Annotated in this window: 21 protein-coding genes; 14 read left to right on the top strand and 7 right to left on the bottom strand. The window is 61.0% G+C overall.

What is annotated here, in order from left to right; all coding sequences use genetic code 11:
• Positions 1–114 precede the first annotated feature (114 nt).
• Positions 115–579, bottom strand: a complete 465-nt coding sequence (gene lysM, locus JHW44_RS12530; RefSeq protein WP_089342578.1) for a peptidoglycan-binding protein LysM — start codon at positions 577–579, stop codon at positions 115–117.
• A 170-nt stretch (positions 580–749) separates the two neighbouring features.
• Between lysM and JHW44_RS12525 the strand changes: the two genes are divergently transcribed.
• Positions 750–1,295: a CAP domain-containing protein gene (locus JHW44_RS12525; protein ID WP_245846723.1), complete on the top strand. Its 546-nt coding sequence runs from the start codon at positions 750–752 to the stop codon at positions 1,293–1,295.
• Between the two features lie 6 nt (positions 1,296–1,301).
• Here the strand turns inward: JHW44_RS12525 and JHW44_RS12520 are convergent, their stop codons facing one another.
• Together JHW44_RS12520 and JHW44_RS12515 are read right to left on the bottom strand one after the other, a co-directional pair.
• The gene (locus JHW44_RS12520) at positions 1,302–3,122 is read right to left on the bottom strand and encodes an ABC transporter transmembrane domain-containing protein (protein ID WP_089342580.1); all 1,821 of its coding nucleotides are present in this window, start codon (positions 3,120–3,122) and stop codon (positions 1,302–1,304) included.
• Positions 3,123–3,193: 71 nt separating this feature from the next.
• Complete coding sequence (locus JHW44_RS12515; RefSeq protein WP_089342581.1) at positions 3,194–3,829, bottom strand: 5'-methylthioadenosine/S-adenosylhomocysteine nucleosidase; 636 nt, start codon at positions 3,827–3,829, stop codon at positions 3,194–3,196.
• A 106-nt stretch (positions 3,830–3,935) separates the two neighbouring features.
• Between JHW44_RS12515 and zapE the strand changes: the two genes are divergently transcribed.
• Positions 3,936–5,048, top strand: a complete 1,113-nt coding sequence (gene zapE, locus JHW44_RS12510; protein ID WP_089342859.1) for a cell division protein ZapE — start codon at positions 3,936–3,938, stop codon at positions 5,046–5,048.
• A gap of 19 nt (positions 5,049–5,067) precedes the next feature.
• Here zapE and JHW44_RS12505 read toward each other — a convergent pair whose 3' ends face one another.
• Together JHW44_RS12505 and accD are read right to left on the bottom strand one after the other, a co-directional pair.
• On the bottom strand, positions 5,068–6,339 hold the full coding sequence (locus tag JHW44_RS12505) for a bifunctional folylpolyglutamate synthase/dihydrofolate synthase (RefSeq protein WP_089342582.1): 1,272 nt from the start codon (positions 6,337–6,339) through the stop codon (positions 5,068–5,070).
• Between the two features lie 48 nt (positions 6,340–6,387).
• Positions 6,388–7,353, bottom strand: a complete 966-nt coding sequence (gene accD / locus JHW44_RS12500) for an acetyl-CoA carboxylase, carboxyltransferase subunit beta (RefSeq protein ID WP_089342583.1) — start codon at positions 7,351–7,353, stop codon at positions 6,388–6,390.
• A gap of 87 nt (positions 7,354–7,440) precedes the next feature.
• Here accD and cls point away from each other — a divergent pair, with 87 nt between their 5' ends.
• Positions 7,441–8,868 carry a cardiolipin synthase gene (gene cls / locus JHW44_RS12495; protein ID WP_089342584.1) on the top strand — a complete coding sequence of 476 codons (1,428 nt, stop codon included), beginning with the start codon at positions 7,441–7,443 and terminating at the stop codon, positions 8,866–8,868.
• On the opposite strand, the gene JHW44_RS12490 is transcribed toward cls, so the two are convergent.
• Complete coding sequence (locus tag JHW44_RS12490; RefSeq protein WP_089342585.1) at positions 8,863–9,324, bottom strand: Lrp/AsnC family transcriptional regulator; 462 nt, start codon at positions 9,322–9,324, stop codon at positions 8,863–8,865. The two genes, cls and JHW44_RS12490, sit on opposite strands and share 6 nt — an antisense overlap.
• 118 nt (positions 9,325–9,442) lie before the next feature.
• On the opposite strand from JHW44_RS12490, the gene phhA reads away from it, so the two are divergent.
• The 7 genes from phhA to JHW44_RS12455 all read left to right on the top strand — a co-directional run bounded on the left by phhA (position 9,443) and on the right by JHW44_RS12455 (position 15,711).
• Positions 9,443–10,234 carry a phenylalanine 4-monooxygenase gene (gene phhA / locus JHW44_RS12485; protein WP_089342586.1) on the top strand — a complete coding sequence of 264 codons (792 nt, stop codon included), beginning with the start codon at positions 9,443–9,445 and terminating at the stop codon, positions 10,232–10,234.
• Between the two features lie 7 nt (positions 10,235–10,241).
• Positions 10,242–10,583, top strand: coding sequence for a 4a-hydroxytetrahydrobiopterin dehydratase (locus JHW44_RS12480; RefSeq protein ID WP_272850277.1), 342 nt, complete (start codon positions 10,242–10,244; stop codon positions 10,581–10,583).
• Between the two features lie 124 nt (positions 10,584–10,707).
• The gene (locus JHW44_RS12475) at positions 10,708–11,493 is read left to right on the top strand and encodes a DUF6478 family protein (protein WP_089342587.1); all 786 of its coding nucleotides are present in this window, start codon (positions 10,708–10,710) and stop codon (positions 11,491–11,493) included.
• Between the two features lie 9 nt (positions 11,494–11,502).
• Entirely contained in the window at positions 11,503–11,880 is a 378-nt protein-coding gene (locus JHW44_RS12470; RefSeq protein ID WP_089342588.1) for a hypothetical protein, read from the top strand.
• A 96-nt stretch (positions 11,881–11,976) separates the two neighbouring features.
• Entirely contained in the window at positions 11,977–13,077 is a 1,101-nt protein-coding gene (locus tag JHW44_RS12465) for a carboxynorspermidine decarboxylase (RefSeq protein ID WP_089342589.1), read from the top strand.
• 37 nt (positions 13,078–13,114) lie between these two features.
• Positions 13,115–14,341, top strand: coding sequence for a saccharopine dehydrogenase family protein (locus JHW44_RS12460; RefSeq protein ID WP_089342590.1), 1,227 nt, complete (start codon positions 13,115–13,117; stop codon positions 14,339–14,341).
• Positions 14,342–14,508: 167 nt separating this feature from the next.
• Positions 14,509–15,711, top strand: coding sequence for an AI-2E family transporter (locus JHW44_RS12455; protein ID WP_272850276.1), 1,203 nt, complete (start codon positions 14,509–14,511; stop codon positions 15,709–15,711).
• Between the two features lie 55 nt (positions 15,712–15,766).
• Here the strand turns inward: JHW44_RS12455 and JHW44_RS12450 are convergent, their stop codons facing one another.
• Complete coding sequence (locus tag JHW44_RS12450) at positions 15,767–16,171, bottom strand: pore-forming ESAT-6 family protein (RefSeq protein WP_089342592.1); 405 nt, start codon at positions 16,169–16,171, stop codon at positions 15,767–15,769.
• A gap of 421 nt (positions 16,172–16,592) precedes the next feature.
• Here JHW44_RS12450 and JHW44_RS12445 point away from each other — a divergent pair, with 421 nt between their 5' ends.
• From JHW44_RS12445 to JHW44_RS12430, 4 genes are read left to right on the top strand one after another with little or no spacing between them, the layout of a single operon-like run.
• Positions 16,593–18,017 carry a circularly permuted type 2 ATP-grasp protein gene (locus JHW44_RS12445; RefSeq protein ID WP_089342594.1) on the top strand — a complete coding sequence of 475 codons (1,425 nt, stop codon included), beginning with the start codon at positions 16,593–16,595 and terminating at the stop codon, positions 18,015–18,017.
• 1 nt (position 18,018) lies between these two features.
• On the top strand, positions 18,019–18,960 hold the full coding sequence (locus JHW44_RS12440; RefSeq protein WP_089342595.1) for an alpha-E domain-containing protein: 942 nt from the start codon (positions 18,019–18,021) through the stop codon (positions 18,958–18,960).
• Positions 18,961–19,758 (top strand): transglutaminase family protein, encoded by a 798-nt coding sequence (locus JHW44_RS12435; RefSeq protein ID WP_089342596.1) that lies wholly within the window; start codon positions 18,961–18,963, stop codon positions 19,756–19,758.
• Positions 19,759–19,791: 33 nt separating this feature from the next.
• Positions 19,792–20,523, top strand: a complete 732-nt coding sequence (locus JHW44_RS12430) for a proteasome-type protease (protein WP_089342597.1) — start codon at positions 19,792–19,794, stop codon at positions 20,521–20,523.
• Positions 20,524–20,543: the final 20 nt, after the last annotated feature.

Below are 20,543 nucleotides of genomic sequence, written 5' to 3'. Positions count from 1 at the left end.
CGGGCATCTCTACGCGATGCCTTCTCCCCCGGCCGTCACAATGCGGTAAAGCAAAGAATTGGAGCAAGGGGCGATGCCGCCGCCTGCCCCGAAACGCAGCGTCAGATCCCGGACTTAGCCCTCCTGGGGAATCCGCAGCGTCTGGCCCGGATAGATCTTGTCAGGGTCGCTGAGCATGGGACGGTTCGCCTCGAAGATCACCGGGTATTTGTTTGCGCTGCCCAGGTATTTGCTGGCAATGGCCGACAGGGTTTCACCCTTCTGGACGGTGTGGAAAACCGGCGTCACCGCATCGGGCATTTCGGCCTCGACCTTGGCGATGCCGTCGATATTGCCGACGGCCAGCACCAGTTTTTCCATGGTTTCGCGATCGGCGCCGCGGGATTCAACCTTGACCGTATCGCCCCTGAGGGTCAGGTGCACATCGCTGGAATCCAGATCAAGCGCCCGCAATTCGTTCTTGAGCGCCTCGACCTTGCGGGCGCTGTCCTCGGCAGCCGTGGGCTGGGCGGGCGTTGCGGCCTCGGCCTTTCCAAAAATCGATTTTCCTGCGTTCTTCGCAAAGTCCCAGATAGCCATATCGGTATTCCTTTCGGCTGAACATGCTTCATAGGGACACAAATGCGCGGCCCGAGGTCAAGCCTCAATCCGGCGTCTTGCCGCCGATCATTAAAATGTGCGGTAAACGGCGCTTGCCGGAATCGCGCCGGGTTCTTAACTGTCCAGTTCAGTTCAACGATAGGTTGCAGATGGCGCGCATGATCGATTTCGGGCAATGGACAGGCATTCTGGCGACGGCAGTTCTGGTGACGGCCTGCGCATCCGCCCCGGCTCAAAAGGGCGCTCGCGATCCCCATGATGTTCAGGCGGCTCCTCCGGGGCGCGCGGCCTGTGCCAGCCCCAGCGCTGCCGAGGTGCAGGCTGCGGCACAGGCGACCAATGCGTCACGGCTGAGCCGGGGATTGCCCCCGGTCCGTGCCAACATGCTGTTGGCCGAGGTGGCGGCTCAACATGCCTGTGACATGGCGCGCCGGGGGCTGATGAGCCATCGGGGCAGCAGGACAAGCGGTCCGGGGGCGAGGGTCAAGGCCAGAGGATACGCCCCCAGGCTGACGGCCGAGAACATCGCGGCGGGGCCATTCGACCTGCAGCGCGTGCTGCATGAATGGAATGTCTCGTCGGGGCATCTGGACAATATCACCATCCCGCAGGTGCGTGATTTCGGGATCGGCCATGCCGTCGGCTCGGATGGGCGGACCCGGTTCTGGGCCGCGATCTACGCGGCACCAGGATAGGCCGGCTCAACCCGTCGCGACTTCGGTCTGTTTGGCAGGTTGTTCGGACAGGGTGCCGTCGGTGAATTGCATCCGGGCCAGACGCGCATACAGGCCGCCCTCGGCAACCAGCGTGGCGTGATTGCCCTGCGCGACGATGCGGCCATGATCGAAGACCACGATCCTGTCGGCCTTTTTCACCGTCGCCAGACGGTGGGCGATGACGATGGTGGTGCGGCCCTCGGACAGCCGGTTGACGGCGGCCTGAACCAATGCCTCGGACTCGGCATCCAGGGCGCTGGTGGCCTCGTCCAGCAACAGCACCGGGGCATCGCGCAGGATCGCGCGGGCTATGGCGATCCGCTGGCGTTGTCCGCCTGACAGCATGACGCCGCGTTCGCCCAGCTGGGTGTCATAACCCATGGGAAGCGCCTGAATGAAGTCATCAGCATGGGCCGCGCGTGCCGCCGCCTGCACTTCGGCATCCGAAGCATCTGGCCGGCCAAGGCGGATATTGTCGCTGGCGCTTTCGGCAAAGATAACCGGGTCCTGCGAGACCAGCGCAGTTGCCTGTCGGAAATCATCGCGCCGCATGTCGCGCAGATCGATCCCGTCCAGCGTCACGCGGCCCGAATTCGGGTCCCAGAAACGCTGGATCATCTGGATGACGGTGGTCTTGCCCGCGCCCGAGGGGCCGACCAGCGCAATCGTTTCACCGGGTTGAATATGCAGCGTCACGCCCTCAAGTGCCGAAGTGTCTGGCCGACTGGGATAGTGGAAGCTGACATCTTCCAGCGCGATTTCGCCACGCACGGGCCGGGGCAGCACGACCGGGTTTTCCGGGTCGCGGAGATCGTCGCGTGCGCTCAGCAACTCGGCCAGACGCTCTGTCGCTCCGGCGGCGCGTTGCAGTTCGCCCCAGATTTCGGACAAGGCCCCGGTCGAGCCGGCGACAAGGATGGCATAGATGACGAATTGCACCAATTGGCCCGGCGTCATGAGGCCCGCGCTGACATCACGCGCACCGATCCACAGGACGCCGATGACGCCCGCGAAGATCAGGAAAATGACGATGGCGGTCATCACCGCGCGGGTCGTGATGCGGGTGCGCGCCACCTCGTAGGATTGCTCGGTGACCTTGTCGAACTGCGCGATGCTGCGATGTTCATACGTATAGGCCTGCACGGTTTGCGCCGACAGCAAATCCTCGGATGCCTTGCCCGAGGATGTCGCGATCCATTCCTGATTTTGGCGCGACAGTTTGCGCAGGCGGCGTCCCAGCACGATGATCGGAACCAGAATTGCCGGCACGATCAGCAGCACCAGCCCCGTCAGCTTGACCGAGGTATAGGCCAGCATTGCCATGCCGCCCGCAAGAATGATCATGTTGCGCAGCGCGATGGACAGTGACGAGCCGATCACCGATTGGATCAGCGTTGTGTCGGTGGTGATGCGTGACAGGATCTCGCCCGTCATGACGCGTTCGAAAAAGCCGGGGCTCAGCGTGATGACGCGGGCAAACACGGCCTTGCGGATGTCGGCGACGACACGCTCTCCCAGACGGGTGATCAGGAAGTAGCGCATCGCGGTGCCGATCGCCAATGCGGCCACGATGACCAGCGCTGCCGTGAAATATTTGTCCAGAAGGCCCGCGCCATCATCGAAATTGTCAATGACGCGCCGCACGGCCAGCGGCAGGATCAGGCTGATCCCCGAGGTCAGGGTCAATGCGATCAGCGCCAGGATGGCCTGTCCACGATAGGGGCGCATGAATGGTCCCAGCGCTCGCAATGCGCCGACCTTCTTGCTGCGGGGTCGGTCTTCGAGGGTGGTTGTGCCGCGTGCCATTTTCGCCTGTGCCTGTCTGGTTTCGCGCTGTCGGGTTTAGGCACTTGCTGCGGCAAGAACAAGCATGGGGCCTAGATTGGCAGGCTGCCGTCCTCCATCGCCGCATTCAGCCGGTCCAGCGCCTGCGCAAGCCGTTCATCGATGACATGCAGATATTCGGTCCAGTCCGACATGCCGCGCAGCTCGGTCTTGCCATCCGAAATGCCGCGCAGGCCGATCAGTTCGGTGCCGAAATGCTGACAGACTCGCAGATGGGAAAATGTTTCCATATCGACCATGTCTTCGGCGATATCCGCATAGGCGGCACCGCTGACGATATTGGCGCCGGTGGACAGCGTGGCCTGCGCGATGCCGGGAATGCGATGGGGCAGGGGGACCCGTGCGGGCAGGTCCAGCAATGGCGTGCAGCCCCGTTCAAAGCCAAGCGCCGAGGCATCCATGTCGCGATAGGCGACAGCTGTGGCCTGATAGACCTGCGCATGTTCCAGTCGATTCGACCCAGCAGAACCCAGCGACACCACCAGATCCGGTGACTTTGGCAGGGCGGTCAGTGCGGCTGTCAGCTTGATTGCGGCCTCGACGGGGCCGATGCCGGTCATCACGGGCTTGATGCGCGATTGCAGGGCGGGGCCGTATTCCGGCTTGGCGGCCATGACGAACAGTACGGTCCGTCCTGCGATCTGTTCGATTTGGGGGGCTGAGATCATCTTGTCCTGTCATGGAAAGGAAGGCATCGACCGTTGGCTACTATGTTTTCAGGACAGGCGCCAATGCCTCTTGCTGTTGGTCGCCGGTCTGTGGCACTTGCGAAACATGGGCAAGGTCAGTGAATTATATCGCCAGCGCGCCGAGGAAGGCCGCATCAAACCCGATCCGGCGCAGCAATCGGTGCTGCCGGAACTGGACCGGGTTCTGGCCGATATGGAGGCCGCGCCTGCACCCGCCGCAACCAAGCCGCGATCGGCGTGGCGCGCGCTGCTGGGTGTGGGCAATCCGGCACCGGAGCCCGCGCCACCGGTCAAGGGGTTGTATCTTTGGGGTGGTGTCGGTCGCGGGAAATCCATGCTGATGGACCTGATGGCCGATGCAGCACCGGATCAGAGCAGCCGCCGCGTGCATTTCCACGAGTTCATGCAGGAAATCCAGGCCGGGCTGGAACAGGCCCGCAAGCGTGGCGATCAGGATGCCGTGCGGCCCGTCGCGATGGAGGTCGCCCGCACCACCCGATTGCTGTGTTTTGACGAGATGCAGATCACCGATATCGCTGATGCGATGATTGTCGGTCGTCTGTTTCAGGTCCTGTTCGAACAGGGCGTGGTGATCGTGACCACCTCGAACCGCGTTCCCGAAGACCTCTACAAGCACGGGCTGAACCGGCAGCTGTTCCTGCCCTTCATTGATCTGATCCGCCAGCGGATGCAGGTCGTCTGTCTGGACAGCGAAGTCGATCACCGGCAGGGGCGTCAGGGTGGTGGACAGGTCTGGTTTTCTCCTGCCAATGCCGATGCACGCGCGTCAATGGATGCGATCTGGTCCGAGCTGACACAGGGCAGCGAGGTTCAGCCGCTGGAACTGACGGTCAAGGGGCGCAAGGTCGAAATTCCGGCCTTTGCGGGCAGGATCGGGCGCGCCGGCTTCTGGGATCTGTGCGGCAAGCCGTTGGGTCCGGCGGATTATCTGGCGCTGGCCCAGGCCGTCGACGTCCTGCTGATCGACGGCATCCCGCGGCTGTCCATGACGAATTACAACGAGGCCAAGCGTTTCGTGACGCTGATCGATGCTCTCTACGAGGCGGAGGTGCGCCTGATTGCCTCGGCGGCAGATGAGCCTGAACAGTTGTACAACGAAGGCGAGGGCAGTTTTGAATTCGAACGCACCGCCAGCCGCTTGCGCGAGATGCAGGACGCCACATGGGGCGCGGCCTGAGTTCAGGCCGGAACGCGGATCAGCCGTTGTCGCGCAGGATCTGACCGGCCAGATAGAGCGAGCCGCAAATCATGATCCGGGCGCGCGGTTCCTCGGAAACCAGTTTCCTGACCGCGTCGAGGACGTCATCCGCGACCGAGGCCTTCATGCCGACCGAGGCGGCAAGTTCGGCGGTTTCCGCGGCGGGCAGCGTATTGGCCTCACCCGGAATGCTGACGGCGGTCAGGCTTTCGCCGACAGGTCGCAGCAGGTCCAGATAGCCTTTGACATCCTTGGTGTTCAGCATCCCGCAGATCAGATGCGTCGGACGCTCAGGCAGATCGGCCAATGTGGCCGCCAGTGCGGCGGCGCCGGCGGGATTGTGGCCGCCGTCCAGCCATAGTTCGGCCTGCGGACCTGCGGTCTCGGCCAGCGGACCATGTGTCAGGCGCTGCATCCGCGCGGGCCATTCGGCGCGGGTCACGGCCGCGCGCGCCTGGGCATGGCTTGCCCCCAACTGGCGCAGGGCGGCCAGCGCGGTGCCGGCATTGCGGATCTGATGCGCGCCGGCAAGAACCGGACGGGGCAGATCCCAGACGCCATGATCGTCCTGGAACAGGATGCCGTCACGTTCCTGCGCGACATGCCAATGCTGTCCGCTGATCGATAGCGGGGCGGTCAGACCTGCCGCGCGTGCTTCGATCACGCGCAGCGCGCCATCCTGCTGGTCGGCAACGACGCAGGGCACGCGGGGCTTGATGATGCCGGCCTTTTCGCCGGCAATCTGTTCCAGCGTGTCGCCCAGAAACTGTGTATGGTCGATGCTGACCGGGGTGATCACCGTCAGGGCCGGGTCGGATATCACATTCGTCGCGTCCAGACGTCCGCCCAGTCCGACCTCCAGCAGCGTGTAATCAGCCGGAACGCGTGAAAAGGCCAGCAAGGCCGCGGCGGTGGTGATCTCGAAATAGGTGATCGGCGCGCCGTCATTGGCGGCTTCGCATTCTTCCAGTGTCGCGGCCAGATCGGCCTCGGGGATCAACTCTCCCGCAAGGCGGATCCTTTCATGAAACCGCGCCAGATGCGGCGAGGTATAGGCGTGAACGCGCGCTCCGCCAGCCTCGAGCCCGGCACGGATCATCGCCTGAGTCGAGCCCTTGCCATTGGTTCCCGCGATATGGATGACCGCTGGCAGCCTGTCCTGCGGATTGTCCAGCGCCGCCAGAATGCGGTGCATCCTGTCCAGTGACAGGTCGATGACCTTCGGGTGCAGCGCCATCAGGCGAGCCAGTATCGCGTCGGAATGGGTCATGGAAGCTGACTACGCCTTGATGGCTGGATGGATGTGATGTGGGGCGGATTACTTGTCCGTCTTGCCCTTGGTGGCCGGCTCGGCCGTTTCGACCTGTGCCGGTGCTTCGGCCGAGGGCTCGATCCGGGCGGGTGCCGGGGCTGGCAGATCGCCCTTGGTCGGTGCCGGCATGCCGCCCAGCATGCGCAGGATCGAGACCAGTTCGTCGCGCAAATCCTTGCGATGGGTCACACGATCGAGCATCCCGTGTTCCAGCAGATATTCGGCGCGCTGGAAACCTTCGGGCAGTTTCTCGCGAATGGTCTGTTCGATCACACGCGGCCCTGCAAAGCAGATCAGCGCATTGGGTTCGGCAATCTGCACATCGCCCAGCATGGCATAGCTGGCGGTGACGCCACCGGTGGTCGGATGGGTCAGGACAACGATATAGGGCAGTCCGGCCTCGCGCAGCATTTCCACCGCAACGGTGGTGCGGGGCATCTGCATCAGCGACAGGATGCCTTCCTGCATGCGTGCGCCGCCAGCGGCCGAGAACAGCACCAGCGGGCGCTTCAGCTTTACCGCGCGTTCGGCGGCGGCAATGATGGCATTGCCGACATACATGCCCATCGATCCGCCCATGAAGCTGAAATCCTGCGCGGCAGCGACAATCGGCGTGCGCAGGATCTCGCCTTCGGCCACCAGCATGGCGTCGCGTTCGCCAGTGGCTTTCTGCGCCGCCTTCATGCGGTCGGGGTATTTCTTCTGATCGCGGAACTGCAGCGGGTCGGCGACCGGCTCGGGCACCTTGACCTCGACGAATACGCCGCCATCGAACAGGGCGCGAAAGCGTTCACGCGGCGTGATCGCCAGATGATGATCGCAGTTCGTGCAGACATTCAGATTGTCTGCCAGTTCCCGATGGAACAGCATGGTTCCGCATTCGGGGCATTTGGTCCACAGGTTCTCGGGCATCTCTCGCCGCGAGAACAGCGAATTGATGCGCGGGCGGACATAGTTGGTGATCCAGTTCATCGCGGGCGACCTTGGCTGTTTCAGGGCATCAGATAGGCCGGACGCGAAGGAATTGCAATTGCCCGAACCACAAGGGAAGATGCCAGCATGTGGGCCTCTATTAGCGTTTTCATTCACACCTTCATAGGCTGGGCGCTGATTGTCCGGATTTTGCTGCGTCCGCGGCTGGACCCTTCTACCCGATTTGCATGGATCATGGTCATCGAGGCTGTCCCGGTTCTGGGCATCCTGGCCTATCTGCTGATTGGTGAAGTGCGGATGAACCAGGCCGATGTGCTGCGCATGGCCGATGTGCGCGACCGGCTGACCGGGCTGCGCATTCCCAGCCCGGATATTCTATGGGAGCCACCCAATTTCGCGCGCCCGGTCATCGCGGCCAATGAGGCCGTGGGGGGGATGCCGGTTCTGACGGGCAATCGCATCAACCTGCTGGAGGAATCGGATGGTGCCATCGACCGGCTGGTCGAGGCCATCGACGGCGCAGAGGATCATGTCCATATCCTGTTCTATATCTGGCTGTCCGACGCCAGCGGGCTGAAGGTCAAGGAAGCGGTGATTCGGGCTGCGCTGCGTGGCGTCTCATGCCGGGTGATCGTTGATGCCCTCGGCTCGCGCAGCATGGTGCGATCGCAACATTGGCAGGACATGAAACGGTCCGGCGTGGAATGCGTGACGGCCTTTCCGCTGGGGGTGCCCCTTTTCAGCATGCTGTTCCGGCGTCTGGATCTGCGCAATCACCGCAAGATCCTGATCGTGGACAACCGGATCGCCTTTACTGGCAGCCGCAATTGCGCGGATATGGCCTTTGCGATCAAGCCACGCTACGCGCCATGGGTGGATGTGCTGTTCAGCGTCGAAGGCCCTGCCATCCGGCAGTTGCAATCGGTCTTTCTGGGCGACTGGATGAGCTATACCGGCGAGGATCTGGGCGGGATGTTGCAACTGGTCAACGTCGTCGACACCCCCGGCTGTGCGGCCCAGGTGGTCGCGACCGGTCCCGATCTGCGTGCAGGCAGCATCGCCGATTGCATGATGGGCATGCTCTATGCCGCACGGGAGCATGTGCTGATCACGACGCCCTATTACGTGCCTGACGCCTCGCTGGATGCAGCGGTCCGGGCCGCTGCGCGCCGTGGTGTCGATGTGACGATGATTTTGCCCGAACGGAATGATTCGCTGGTGGTCGGCGCGACCAGTCAGGGCTTTTATGCCGATCTTCTGTCGGCGGGCGTGAAGCTGCATCTGTTCAGGGATGGTCTGTTGCATTCCAAGATCATGACGGTGGACGGGCGCATGGCCCTGATCGGCAGCGCGAATCTGGACCGGCGCAGTTTCGAACTCAACTACGAGGTCAATATGGCCCTGTTCGGCGACGAACTGATCGCAGGGATTGACGCGCGCCAGGCCAGTTATCTTGAGCGTTCCGACGAGCTGACCCTTGAGGACGTGCAGAACTGGGGCGCATTGCGCCGGTTGCGCAACAACCTTCTGGCACTGGCGTCACCGCTGCTATAGCGGCAGTGCGGTGGTGAACTTGGTCTGGCGCAGCACGAAATTCGTCACCGTCGAGCGCACGATTCCCAATGCCAGCATGCGCCGCATGATGAAATGCTCCAGCCCCTCGGGGTCGCGCGCCACGATCTTGAGCTGGTAATCGGATGTGCCGGTGATCGTCGCGCATTCCAGGATCTGGTCCTCGGTCTGCACGAAACGGTCAAAGCGCATCAGGGATTCTTCGCGATGATCCAGCAGCGAGACCTGCACATAGGCCATGGCGTGCCAACCGGCCCGGCTGCGCGAGACCAGCGCGACCTGCTTTTCGATAATCCCTTCCTCCGTCATCCGCTTGACCCTGCGCCAGGCCGGCGAGGTGGACAGGCCGGACCGTTCGGCCAGCGCCTGAGTCGACAGCGTGGCATCTGCCTGCATCAGGCGCAAAAGGCGAAGATCTGCGTCTTCAAGTTCAGGCATGAGATTCCTCTATCATGAAATTTCGCGAATTATGATTTCTGATTTAGGGCGTTGGTGACGGCTATAGGCAAGAATTTTTCGTCTTTCGGGGTATAATTACATCGAGGAGGAATTGATCATGCCAAAATCGACGGAATACGAAGCCAAGGTTGCCGATGCCGAGGGCCATATTTCATATGACGCCGAGGAAGACGCGGTTTGGCGCGATCTGATTGCGCGGCAGATGCCCGCGGTGCGCCAACATATGGCACGCCCCTATCTGCAAGGGCTGGATCTGCTGGACATGCCGCGGGATCGCGTGCCGCAATGTCCGGAAATCTCGCAGAAGCTGGGCAGCTTGACGGGGTGGCGGGTCGAGCCGGTGCCCGCGCTGATCGGCTTCGGGCGCTTTTTCGGGATGCTGGCCGACCGGACATTCCCCGCAGCCAGCTTCATCCGCAAGCGCAAGCATTTCGACTATATCGAAGAGCCGGATATCTTTCACGAGATTTTCGGCCATACGCCCCTGTTGACCGATCCGGCCTTTGCGGCATTTTCGCAGGCCATCGGCGAGGCCGGGACAAGATGCGACAAGGCGGACTACAGCTGGCTGATTAGACTTTACTGGTTTTCCATCGAGTTCGGACTGATGCGCGAGGACGGGCAGTTGAAGGCTCTGGGCTCGGGGCTGGCCAGTTCGGTGACGGAATTGCCCTGGTCGATTTCCGACCGCCCCGAACATCGCGCCTTCGATGTCCTGGATATCCTGCGCACCCCCTATCGGATCGACATTCATCAGCCGGTCTATTTCGTGATCGACCACCTGGACGACCTGTTCGCCGCAGCCGAACGTGACCTGTTGTCCGATGTGGCCGAGGCGCGCAAACTGGGGCTGCATGCGCCGAAATATCCGCCCAAACATGCCGCATGAGGAGAAGATGATGAGCAGTTGCGATCTTGCCAGCAAGGAATGCGAACCCTGCAAGGGCGGCATTGCCCCCATGACGCCCGAGGAAATCGACTTGATGATGCCGCGCCTTCAGGGCTGGACCCTGTCTGACGACAAGACCAGCCTGAGACGGCGCTTTGCATTCAAGGGCTTTCTCAAGGCGGTCGAAATGGCGAATCTGGCCGCCTGGCTGGGCAACAAGCAGGGCCATCATCCCGATATCGCCTTTGGCTGGGGATATTGCGAGGTGACTTTCACGACCCATGAGGCCGGTGGCCTGACGGAAAACGACTTCATTTGTGCCGCAAGACTGGACGCATTGGTCGCCTGATGCTTGTTCCCGCGCGGCCAGCGGTTTATCGGGTGAGAGATGACCGCTTTCCGGGGACGACATGATGACGCATGATCCTGAAAAGTTGCGGCCTTCCGGATTGCTTTGGGGGGCTGCGTAGCACATGGCCGAACTTGGATTGAAACGTCTCTCGCAGATGGTTCGCGACCGTGCGGCAACCGAGTGGGCCAGGCAGACCGAGAAGCTGAGCAGGTCGCAGCGCAGGCCTGCCCCCGAACTGATGGATGAGGCGGCCGATTTGCATCGGACCCTGAGCCGGTTCCTGCAGCTGTCCGATTCCCGCGTTTCGCGTGCGGGCAGCCGGGCCGATCTGCTGGATCTGCCTTCGGGCACCGACTGGCACTGGCGACCGCTTTGCCTGCGCGGGCGCTTGACCCCGACGGCCCTGGCCGCGCCGAAAACGGCGCGGCGGCTGGGTGACGAGCTGGCCATCTATCACGACTGCAGTCATCGCGCCCTGATCCTGCGGCAGATTCGCAACCGGCGCGCGACCGATGTTGCCGCCTATGGGCTGGCGCTGGAGGTGATGGGCTTTTCGGGCAGCTATCTGTCCCTGTCGCTGGATCTGCCTTCGGAGGTCGGGCAGGGATTGGGCAAACACAACGTTCTGCGTCTGGACGCGCAACTGGGGGCCGAGCGCGACATTACCGTCTATGGTCGACTGAACATCGCCCAGGGCCCCAATACCGAAACCGTGCTGAGACAATTGGGTGAGCCGATTTCGGGCCAGAACTGTCAGCGCGTTGCGGAATTCGATCTGGGCTATGTCGATCTGAACCGACGGCCCGTGGACAAGGTTTGGCTGGACCTGATCTTCGAGGCTCCCTACATGAATGCCGTCACCCTGTCAGATGCGCTGCTGTCGCGCCATGTCCGCGCCGAGATGTAAGGATTTTCGATGCTCGAGTTCGAAGACTACGGAATTCATGAAGGGGTCTGGTCGGGCCATCTGCGCGGGGCCGAGCGTCCGGGACGCGTTTGTGCCGTATGTCACGGCGATATCGTGGCCGAGGCGGTGCTGGGCGAACGGGAAGAGGACGGCTGGAGCCTGCGGATCGAGGTTCCGGGATCGGTCCTGTGCGATGGTGTCACCAGCCTGATCCTGGTTGCCTGTGACAGCGACGCCTTTCCCGATGACGCGTCCTTTCATCTGGGGCGGCTGAACCTGGTTGCGGGCAAGGCGTTGGATCACGACATCGCGGCCGAGATCGCCGAGATCCGGGCCGAACTTGAATTGCTGAAGCGAGAGTTCCGGCGCTGCTGCGCGCGCGACTGAGATGTCATTTCGGTTTCATCTTGCTGTTACGCTTTCTTGCGAAAAGCGGCCCATTCGCCTATACCCAGCCATTAACTTTTTCGCCGCAGGACAGCCATGACCCAGCTTCAGACGCCCTATTATCTGATCGACAAGGCCAGGCTGCGGGGCAATATGGAAAAGATTGCCCGCCTGCGCGAGCGGTCGGGGGCCAGGGCGCTGTTGGCGCTCAAATGTTTTGCGACATGGTCGGTCTTTGACTTCATGCGCGACTTCATGGATGGAACGACCTCGTCATCCCTGTATGAATTGCGTCTGGGCCGCGAGGAATTCGGCAAGGAAACCCATGCCTATTCGGTCGCCTGGGCCGATCATGAAATCGACGAGGCGATTTCCTATGCCGACAAGATCATCTTCAACAGCCTGGGGCAGCTGGACCGCTTTGCCGACAAGGCCAGCGGCATCCAGATCGGCCTGCGGCTGAATCCGCGCTTTTCGACCAGCGGCTTCGATCTGGCCGATCCCGCGCGGCCTTTCAGCCGCCTGGGCGAATGGGATCTGTCGCGCCTGGAAGCGGCGATGGATCGCATCAGCGGCGTGATGATCCATTACAACTGCGAAAACGATGATTTCGAGCTGTTCGACCAGCAGTTGACGCGGATCGAATCCGAATTCGGCGAGATCCTGCACCGGCTTGACTGGGTCAGCCTGGGGGGCGGCATCCATTTTACCGGCGATGACTATCCGCTGGACCGTCTGGCCGACCGTCTGGCCGCATTCAGCCGCAAGTTCAGCGTGCAGGTCTATCTTGAACCGGGCGAGGCCAGCATCACCGGATCGACCATGCTTGAGGTCTCGGTTCTGGATGTGATCGACAATGGCAAGAAGATCGCCATCGTTGATTCCAGCATCGAGGCGCATATGCTGGACCTGCTGATCTATCGCGAAACGGCCAAGCTGCCGCAGCAGGGTGCGCATGAATACCAGATCGCGGGCAAGACCTGTCTGGCCGGCGATATCTTTGGTGACGGGCGGTTCGAAGCGCCGCTGAATATCGGTGACCGCATCAGCATCACCGATGCGGCGGGCTATACCATGGTCAAGAAGAACTGGTTCAACGGCGTGGCCATGCCGGCCATCGCCATCCGCGAGGAAGACGGCGCCATCCGCATGGTGCGCAGCTTCGGTTACGACGATTACAAAGACAGCCTTTCCTAAGGCTCTCCAACCTCTGCCACCCCGAAAGGAGACAGACTTGGCCAAACAGAACGTCCTCATCATTGGTGCCGGCGGTGTCGCGCAAGTATCCGCACATAAGGTCGCGCAACGGGCCGCGGAATTTGGCGATCTGCATATCGCCAACCGCACCCAGGCCAAGGCCGATGCGATCATTGCTTCGCTGCGCGACAAGGGCCACAAGATGCCCTTTACCAGCCATGCGCTGGACGCGATGGACCCTGATGCGGTCGAGGCTTTGATCCGCAAGATCGACGCGAAGATCGTCATCAATGTCGGCACCGCCTTCATCAACATGACGGTTCTGGAAGGCTGTATCCGTGCCGGTGCCGCCTATATCGACACGGCCATTCACGAAGATCCCACCAAGATCTGCGAAACGCCGCCCTGGTACGCAAACTATGAATGGAAGCGTCGCGAAGACGTGAAAAAGGCCGGGATCACGGCGATTCTGGGGGCCGGCTTCGACCCCGGGGTTGTGAACGCCTATGCCCGTTTTGCCGAGGATGAGTATTTCGACAAGATCGACAGCATCGATATCGTCGACATCAATGCCGGCAGCCATGGTCGCTGGTTCGCCACCAATTTCGACCCCGAGATCAACTTCCGTGAATTCACCGGCACTGTCTATTCCTGGCAGGGCGGTGAATGGAAAACCAACAAGATGTTCGAGGTTGGCCGCGAATGGGATCTGCCCGTTGTCGGCAAGCGAACCGCCTATTTGTCCGGACATGACGAGGTGCACAGCCTCTCGGCCCGCTACAAGGACAGCGATGTCCGTTTCTGGATGGGCTTTGGTGATCACTACATCAATGTCTTCACCGTGCTGCAGAACCTCGGGCTGCTGTCGGAACAGCCCGTCAAGACTGCCGAAGGTCTGGAGGTCGTGCCCCTCAAGGTCGTCAAGGCCGTGTTGCCCGATCCGGCCAGCCTTGCGCCCGATTACGAGGGCAAGACCTGCATCGGTGATCTGGTCAAGGGCAGCATCAATGGCAAGGAAGGCGAGGTCTTCGTCTACAATGTCGCCGATCACAAGGAAGCCTATGAAGAGGTCGGCAGTCAGGGCATCAGCTATACCGCCGGTGTGCCGCCTGTCGCTGCGGCCGTGCTGATCGCGCGTGGCATCTGGGACGTCAAGAAAATGGTCAATGTCGAGGAACTTCCTGCACGGCCTTTCCTTGAACTGCTGGGCGAAATGGGCCTGCCGACCCGCGTCATCGACGCGAATGGCGATCATCCGATCTAGCTGGCTGGCCCGGATGGGCCGGACAGGACAACTGCAATGGGGCGGGCCGGAACGTTCGGTCCGCCTTTTGCGTTGATTGCACGCGGGGAATGCAGCCGCATTGACGGGGGGCAATCATGGCAAGACCGGGCGGGCATCACTTTCCCCGAACGCTTCAAGGCAGCGACATGTCGGCGCGCATGGCCAATTGGGCCATCATCGGCATTTTCGTGATCATGGGTTTTTCTGCCATCGCCGCAGGTCGTGACTTTCTGATGCCGGTCACAATGTCCCTGCTGCTGTTCTTTGTCTTTACACCGCTGCGTCGTTTCGCGCGTCGTCGCGGTATCGCCGATGTGGTGACGGCAGCCATCGTGACCACGGGCATCCTGATCATGGTTGCCGTGATCGCCTATGCTGCCAGCGGGCCGATCAATCGCGCGGCGGAAAACATTCCCACCATATCGACGCAGCTGGAGCAGAAATTCCAGCGCGTGCAGGCCTCGTTGCATGATTTCCGACAGGCTGCGCAAAAGATCGACGATGCGCAAGAGGTGGATGTCGATGAAGGTGAAAGCCCGGCCGCGACCATCAAGGTCGAAGAAAACGAACAATCCACCTTTGAAACGGTCATCAAGCTGACGCCCCAGCTTCTGGGACAGGTGGTGTTCACGCTGATCCTGATGTTCTTCATGATGGCCTCGGGCGATCTTCTTTATCTGAAGATCGTTCAGAGCTTTGACACCATGCGAGACAAGCGCGCGGCCTATCTGGCACTGCGTGAGATCGAGGATTCGCTTGGCAGCTATTTCGGCGCCATCACCGTCATCAATGCCTGCCTTGGGGTGACGGTAGGTGTGGCCATGTGGGCATGGGGGATGCCGGGGCCGCTGCTGTTCGGTCTTGGGGCTTTCCTGCTGAATTTCATTCCCTATCTGGGCGCGATAGCGGGCGTCTGCATCGCGTCGATCGTGGCGCTGGTGGTCATGCCGGGGCTGTTCTGGCCGGCCATGGTGGCGCTGACCTATCTGGGGCTGACCTCGCTTGAGGGGCAGTTGATCACACCCTACTTCGTGTCACGCCGGCTACAGATGAATGCTGTCGTGGTGTTCCTGGCCGTGGCCCTGTGGGCCTGGCTGTGGTCGGTGATCGGCATGGTCATCGCGGTGCCGGTCCTGGTGGTGATCAGCGTCCTGACCGAGCATGTTCCCGGCTGGGAGAAATTCGGCAACTTCCTTGGTGGAGAGGATCCTCCACGGCTTGAGGACGAAGATGAATCCGATGCCCGCGATATCGTGCAGGCGGGTGCATTCGCCGAGGACGAAGATGCGGCGCGGATGGCGACGGCGCCAATGGTCGATGACGATGAGGAGCCACCCCGCCACGCGTGACCTGCAAGGGGCGACGTCACGCGCCGCCCCGATCCGTTCACACGGATTGCCCGGGTCAGCCTGCGGGCAACTGCTTGGCAACCTCATTGACCGCGGATTCGATCTGCTTGCATTGATCCTGGATCGAAATGCCATCACGTTCCGAGGCATCCTTCAGCGAAATTTCCGCCCCCGCAATGGATACGGTGCCGTTTGCGCCTTTTTCCTCGGCCGCCATGCCCTTGCTTTCGTCGCCCTGGGGCAGCATCGACACCATCTTCTCCTGAGCCGCGACGGCTTCGCCGCCGGAATGGCCCTGTGCCTGGCAATATTTCAGGATGCCCAGCTGGTTGCGTGCCGCCTCATAGGTCTGGGCTGCATCCAGACGGTTGGGTGCCGGGGCAGGGGCGTCGGATTGCTGAGCGACCGAAGCGGTTGCGACAAGGCCGAGACCCAGGGCAAATGCGGTTTGGCGAAACATGTGGTTCTCCTATTTCTTTCGCAGTCGGGCGCGGTCTTCTGCAGCGCCCGGAGAGCAACCGTTCATTTGCACTGCGGTTCACCGTGAAACAGACCGGGGCGGAACGGCGCGGATACCCGCCGAGATCGGCATTTTTTCTGCTGCGGGATCGGCAGACACATGCCGTCCAGATGAAAGCCGAAGAAGAATGTTCATCATGTCGTGAGGTCGCGCCGTGAGGATCACCGATGCCACTTTCCTTGGATATTGCCCGTGAACGCGAATGGACAGCTGAACGGATTCGGGCATTCATCAAGCTTTTTTGATGAAATCATGAGCATAAATCAGGAAATCTGCCCTTTTTCGTGCAATCATCAGAGGCAGGGCGCACCGCTGCAGCGGCCAGCTTGTATGGTTCGGGGGGAGGCGTAGTCTTGAGGTCATGAACGAAAAACCGTCCTTCTACAGCGAAATGTATGACGCCGGGACAGCACGCCCGCCCTATAAGACCTATGATGAATGGTTTTCCGGGCAGAACAACGCACGTCTCGCCAAGAAATCGCAAGAGGCCGAGGCCTTCTTCCGCCGCACCGGTATTACCTTCAATGTCTATGGTCAGACGGATGCCGAAGAGCGCCTGATCCCCTTTGACCTGGTGCCCCGTATCCTCAGTTCGCGGGAATGGACGAGATTGTCCAAGGGCATCGAGCAGCGCGTCTATGCCATCAATGCCTTTCTGCATGATATCTATAATCGGCAGGAAATCCTGCGCGCGGGCGTCATTCCGGTGGATCTGATTGCCCGCAATGATGCCTTTCTGCCGCAGATGATGGGGTTCAGCCCGCCCGGAGATGTCTACACGCATATTGTCGGCACCGATATCGTCCGCACCGGCGAGGATGATTTCTTCGTGCTGGAGGACAATGCGCGCACGCCCTCAGGTGTCAGCTACATGCTGGAAAACCGCGAGACGATGCTGCAGATGTTCCCCGAGCTGTTCAGCGCGATCAAGGTGCAGCCCGTCAGCGACTATCCCAAGAACCTGCGTCGCTCGCTGGAGGCCAGCGCCCCCTCCTCCTGTTCGGGGCGGCCATGCGTTGTCATCCTGACACCCGGGATCCACAATTCGGCCTATTTCGAACACAGCTTCCTGGCCGACCAGATGGGCGTCGAACTGGTCGAAGGCCACGATCTGAAGGTCGTGGATGGCCGAATCGCGATGCGCACCACCAAGGGCTACAAGACCATCGATGTGATCTATCGGCGGGTCGACGATGAATATCTTGACCCCCTGACCTTCAATCCGGTTTCCATGCTGGGCATTCCGGGAATCATGGACGTCTATCGGGCAGGTAATATCACCATTGCCAACGCCCCCGGAACGGGTGTGGCCGATGACAAGGCTGTCTATAGCTATCTGCCGGATATCGTGCGGTTCTATACGGGCGAACCTGCGATCTTGAAGAACGTCGAAACCTATCGTTGCTCCGAGGCGGACAGCCTGAAATACGTGCTGGACAACCTTTCGGAACTGGTCGTGAAAGAGGTGCATGGCTCGGGGGGATACGGGATGCTTGTCGGGCCCACGGCCAGCAAGCAGGAATTGGCGGATTTCGCGGCCAAGCTGCGTGCCCGACCCGCGAATTACATCGCGCAGCCGACATTGGCGCTGTCTACCGTGCCGATCTTTACAGAAAGCGGTCTGGCGCCGCGACATGTGGATCTTCGGCCCTTCGCGCTGGTTTCGCCGAAAGGGATCAATATCACGCCGGGCGGGCTGACGCGCGTTGCCCTGCAGGAGGGGTCGCTGGTGGTGAATTCAAGCCAGGGCGGCGGCACCAAGGACACATGGGTGCTGGAAGACTGATATGCTGGGAAAAACTGCAGGTGGTCTTTACTGGATGTTTCGCTCGCTTGAGCGCGCCGAAAATACGGCACGCCTGATCGAGGCAGGGTTCCGCATTGCCCTGACCCGTTCGACGAATGCCGAAACGGAATGGCGCTCGGTGATCGCAACATTGGCGGCGCAGTCCGCCTATGAGGCGTCACACTCCGGCTATGACAGCAGACAGGTGGTCGATTTTCTCTTGCGCGACGGGACGAATCCCAGCTCGGTGCTGTCGATCATCAAATCTGCCCGTGACAATGCACGCATGGTGCGCACCGCATTGACCACCGAGGTCTGGCTGGCCGTGAACGAGACCTGGATGCTCTTCACCGAGCTGCTGAAGGAGCCGGTTTCCGAGACCGAGCTGCCCTCTGTTCTGGCCACCATCCGCCAGCAGTCGGGGCTGGTGCGCGGGGCGCTTCACGGCACCATGTTGCGCAATGACACCTATGACTTCTGCCGCCTGGGCACTTTTATCGAGCGGATGGACAACACGGCCCGCATCATCGACGTCAAATATTATTCGCTGCTGCCTTCGCCCTCTTTTGTCGGTAGCCGGTTGGACAATATCCAGTGGGAGACGATCCTGCGTTCGGTCTCGGCCCATCGGTCCTTCCGTTGGGCGGTCGAAGATGATTTCACCGCGCCGGCCATTGCGGAATTCCTGATCCTCGATCGCCGGATGCCGCGATCACTGGCGTTTTGCGCCGAGCAGATCGTGCGTAGCCTGGCGAATCTGGTCGAGGATTGCGGAACTCAGGGGAAGGGATATCAGATGGCGAAAACGCTTTGCGCACAACTGATGGACCGCGACATCAACTCGATCTTCGACGAAGGCCTGCATGAGTTCGTCAACTCCGTGCTGGACAGCACGGCGCAGATCGCCCGTCAGGTGGAACTCGATTACAGGTTTACCAGCTAGATGAAACTCAGCATCAGCCATACAACCGAATACGCCTATAGCGCGCCCGTGGATTATGCGTTGCAGAAGGTCCGTCTCAGGCCGATGAACTCGCCGGTCCAGACGGTGCATGACTGGTCCGTCGAGGTGAGTGGCGGCAAGGTCGAGACAAGCTATACCGATCAATATGGCAATCATGTTGATCTGGTCAGCATCACGCCCGGTGCCCAGGTGTTGCGCATTCATGCCGGCGGACATGTGACGACCCTGAACGACACGGGTGTTCTGGGAACGGTGAACGGCCGCACGCCATTGTGGCTGTTCTGTCAGGAAACCCCGCTGACTGCCGCAGGAGAGGCCATCAGGGCGCTGCCGCGGGTATCCGACAATCCCGAGACGCAGCTTGCCGGGCTGCATGACCTGTCCGCTGCAATCCTTGATGCGCTGCCCTATCAATCCGGTGGCACCGCCGTCGATACGCCTGCGGAAACGGCCATGCAGGGCGATCACGGCGTCTGTCAGGATCACGCGCAGATCTTCATTTCTGCGGCCCGCCTGTCCGGGCTGCCGGCGCGCTATGTCAGCGGATACCTGATGATCAATGACCAGATTGCACAGGATGCGACCCATGCCTGGGCCGAGGTTCATCTTGCCGGTTTGGGCTGGGTTGGCTTTGATGTTTCGAACGGCGTTTCGCCGGACAGGAAATATGTCCGCATCGCCGTGGGGCGCGATGCCCGCGATGCGGCACCCATCGAAGGGCTGCGCATGGGCAGTGCCGATGAAACGCTCATGGTATCTTTGCAGGTCCAGCAGTAGAACACTGTGGTGATTCCTTTCGGGTAAAATGACATGACCTATTGCGTTGGTATGCGACTTGACCGGGGACTGGTGTTCATGTCCGACACGCGCACCAGCGCGGGCGTGGACAATTTTGCCGTCAGCAAGAAGATGTTTACCTGGCAGGTCGAGGGCGAACGCAGCATCACGATCCTGACCGCCGGGAATCTGGCCACGACGCAATCGCTGATCAGCCTTCTGGACGAACGTTCGGTTTCGGGTGAGGAACGCGACCCCAGCATCCTCCATCAACCCACCATGTTCCAGGTGGCGCGACTGGTCGGGGCGACGCTGCGCGAAATCATCATCGGAGCCTCTGAAACAGGGCAGACCTCTGCCGACCAGTTCGGCGCTTCCATCATCGTGGGGGGGCAGATCAAGGGCGGAAAACCGACGGTCTTTCTGGTCTATCCCGAGGGCAATTTCATCGAGATCACGGAAGATACGCCCTATTTCCAGATTGGTGAGACCAAATACGGCAAGCCCATCATCGTGCGTGCCTATGATCCCAAGATGGATTTCGCCGATGCCATCAAGCTGTTGCTGGTTTCCTTCGATTCAACGGTGAAATCGAACCTGTCCGTTGGTCTGCCCTTTGACCTTCAGATCTATGAGACCGATTCCTTCACCTCGGATCGCAGCAAGCGCATCCAGGCGGACGATCCCATTTATCAGGCCATCGCCACGGGCTGGGGGGATGCATTGCGGGACGCTTTCCAGAAACTGCCCAGCTACAAGGTCTAGCAGGTTGCTGAATTAGCCCT

This window comes from Paracoccus seriniphilus, assembly GCF_028553745.1.
GTDB lineage: Bacteria > Pseudomonadota > Alphaproteobacteria > Rhodobacterales > Rhodobacteraceae > Paracoccus > Paracoccus seriniphilus.
Note: the sequence above shows the minus strand (reverse complement) of the source record. Positions and strands in the feature narration are given on the sequence as shown.

Excerpts from the sequence above, each read along its gene's own strand:
- lysM (WP_089342578.1), bottom strand. The coding sequence starts at position 579 with ATGGCTATCTGGGACTTTGCGAAGAACGCAGGAAAATCGATTTTTGGA.
- JHW44_RS12525 (WP_245846723.1), top strand. The coding sequence starts at position 750 with ATGGCGCGCATGATCGATTTCGGGCAATGGACAGGCATTCTGGCGACG.
- JHW44_RS12520 (WP_089342580.1), bottom strand. The coding sequence starts at position 3,122 with ATGGCACGCGGCACAACCACCCTCGAAGACCGACCCCGCAGCAAGAAG.
- JHW44_RS12515 (WP_089342581.1), bottom strand. The coding sequence starts at position 3,829 with ATGATCTCAGCCCCCCAAATCGAACAGATCGCAGGACGGACCGTACTG.
- zapE (WP_089342859.1), top strand. The coding sequence starts at position 3,936 with ATGGGCAAGGTCAGTGAATTATATCGCCAGCGCGCCGAGGAAGGCCGC.
- JHW44_RS12505 (WP_089342582.1), bottom strand. The coding sequence starts at position 6,339 with ATGACCCATTCCGACGCGATACTGGCTCGCCTGATGGCGCTGCACCCG.
- accD (WP_089342583.1), bottom strand. The coding sequence starts at position 7,353 with ATGAACTGGATCACCAACTATGTCCGCCCGCGCATCAATTCGCTGTTC.
- cls (WP_089342584.1), top strand. The coding sequence starts at position 7,441 with ATGTGGGCCTCTATTAGCGTTTTCATTCACACCTTCATAGGCTGGGCG.
- JHW44_RS12490 (WP_089342585.1), bottom strand. The coding sequence starts at position 9,324 with ATGCCTGAACTTGAAGACGCAGATCTTCGCCTTTTGCGCCTGATGCAG.
- phhA (WP_089342586.1), top strand. The coding sequence starts at position 9,443 with ATGCCAAAATCGACGGAATACGAAGCCAAGGTTGCCGATGCCGAGGGC.
- JHW44_RS12480 (WP_272850277.1), top strand. The coding sequence starts at position 10,242 with ATGATGAGCAGTTGCGATCTTGCCAGCAAGGAATGCGAACCCTGCAAG.
- JHW44_RS12475 (WP_089342587.1), top strand. The coding sequence starts at position 10,708 with ATGGCCGAACTTGGATTGAAACGTCTCTCGCAGATGGTTCGCGACCGT.
- JHW44_RS12470 (WP_089342588.1), top strand. The coding sequence starts at position 11,503 with ATGCTCGAGTTCGAAGACTACGGAATTCATGAAGGGGTCTGGTCGGGC.
- JHW44_RS12465 (WP_089342589.1), top strand. The coding sequence starts at position 11,977 with ATGACCCAGCTTCAGACGCCCTATTATCTGATCGACAAGGCCAGGCTG.
- JHW44_RS12455 (WP_272850276.1), top strand. The coding sequence starts at position 14,509 with ATGTCGGCGCGCATGGCCAATTGGGCCATCATCGGCATTTTCGTGATC.
- JHW44_RS12450 (WP_089342592.1), bottom strand. The coding sequence starts at position 16,171 with ATGTTTCGCCAAACCGCATTTGCCCTGGGTCTCGGCCTTGTCGCAACC.
- JHW44_RS12445 (WP_089342594.1), top strand. The coding sequence starts at position 16,593 with ATGAACGAAAAACCGTCCTTCTACAGCGAAATGTATGACGCCGGGACA.
- JHW44_RS12440 (WP_089342595.1), top strand. The coding sequence starts at position 18,019 with ATGCTGGGAAAAACTGCAGGTGGTCTTTACTGGATGTTTCGCTCGCTT.
- JHW44_RS12435 (WP_089342596.1), top strand. The coding sequence starts at position 18,961 with ATGAAACTCAGCATCAGCCATACAACCGAATACGCCTATAGCGCGCCC.
- JHW44_RS12430 (WP_089342597.1), top strand. The coding sequence starts at position 19,792 with ATGACCTATTGCGTTGGTATGCGACTTGACCGGGGACTGGTGTTCATG.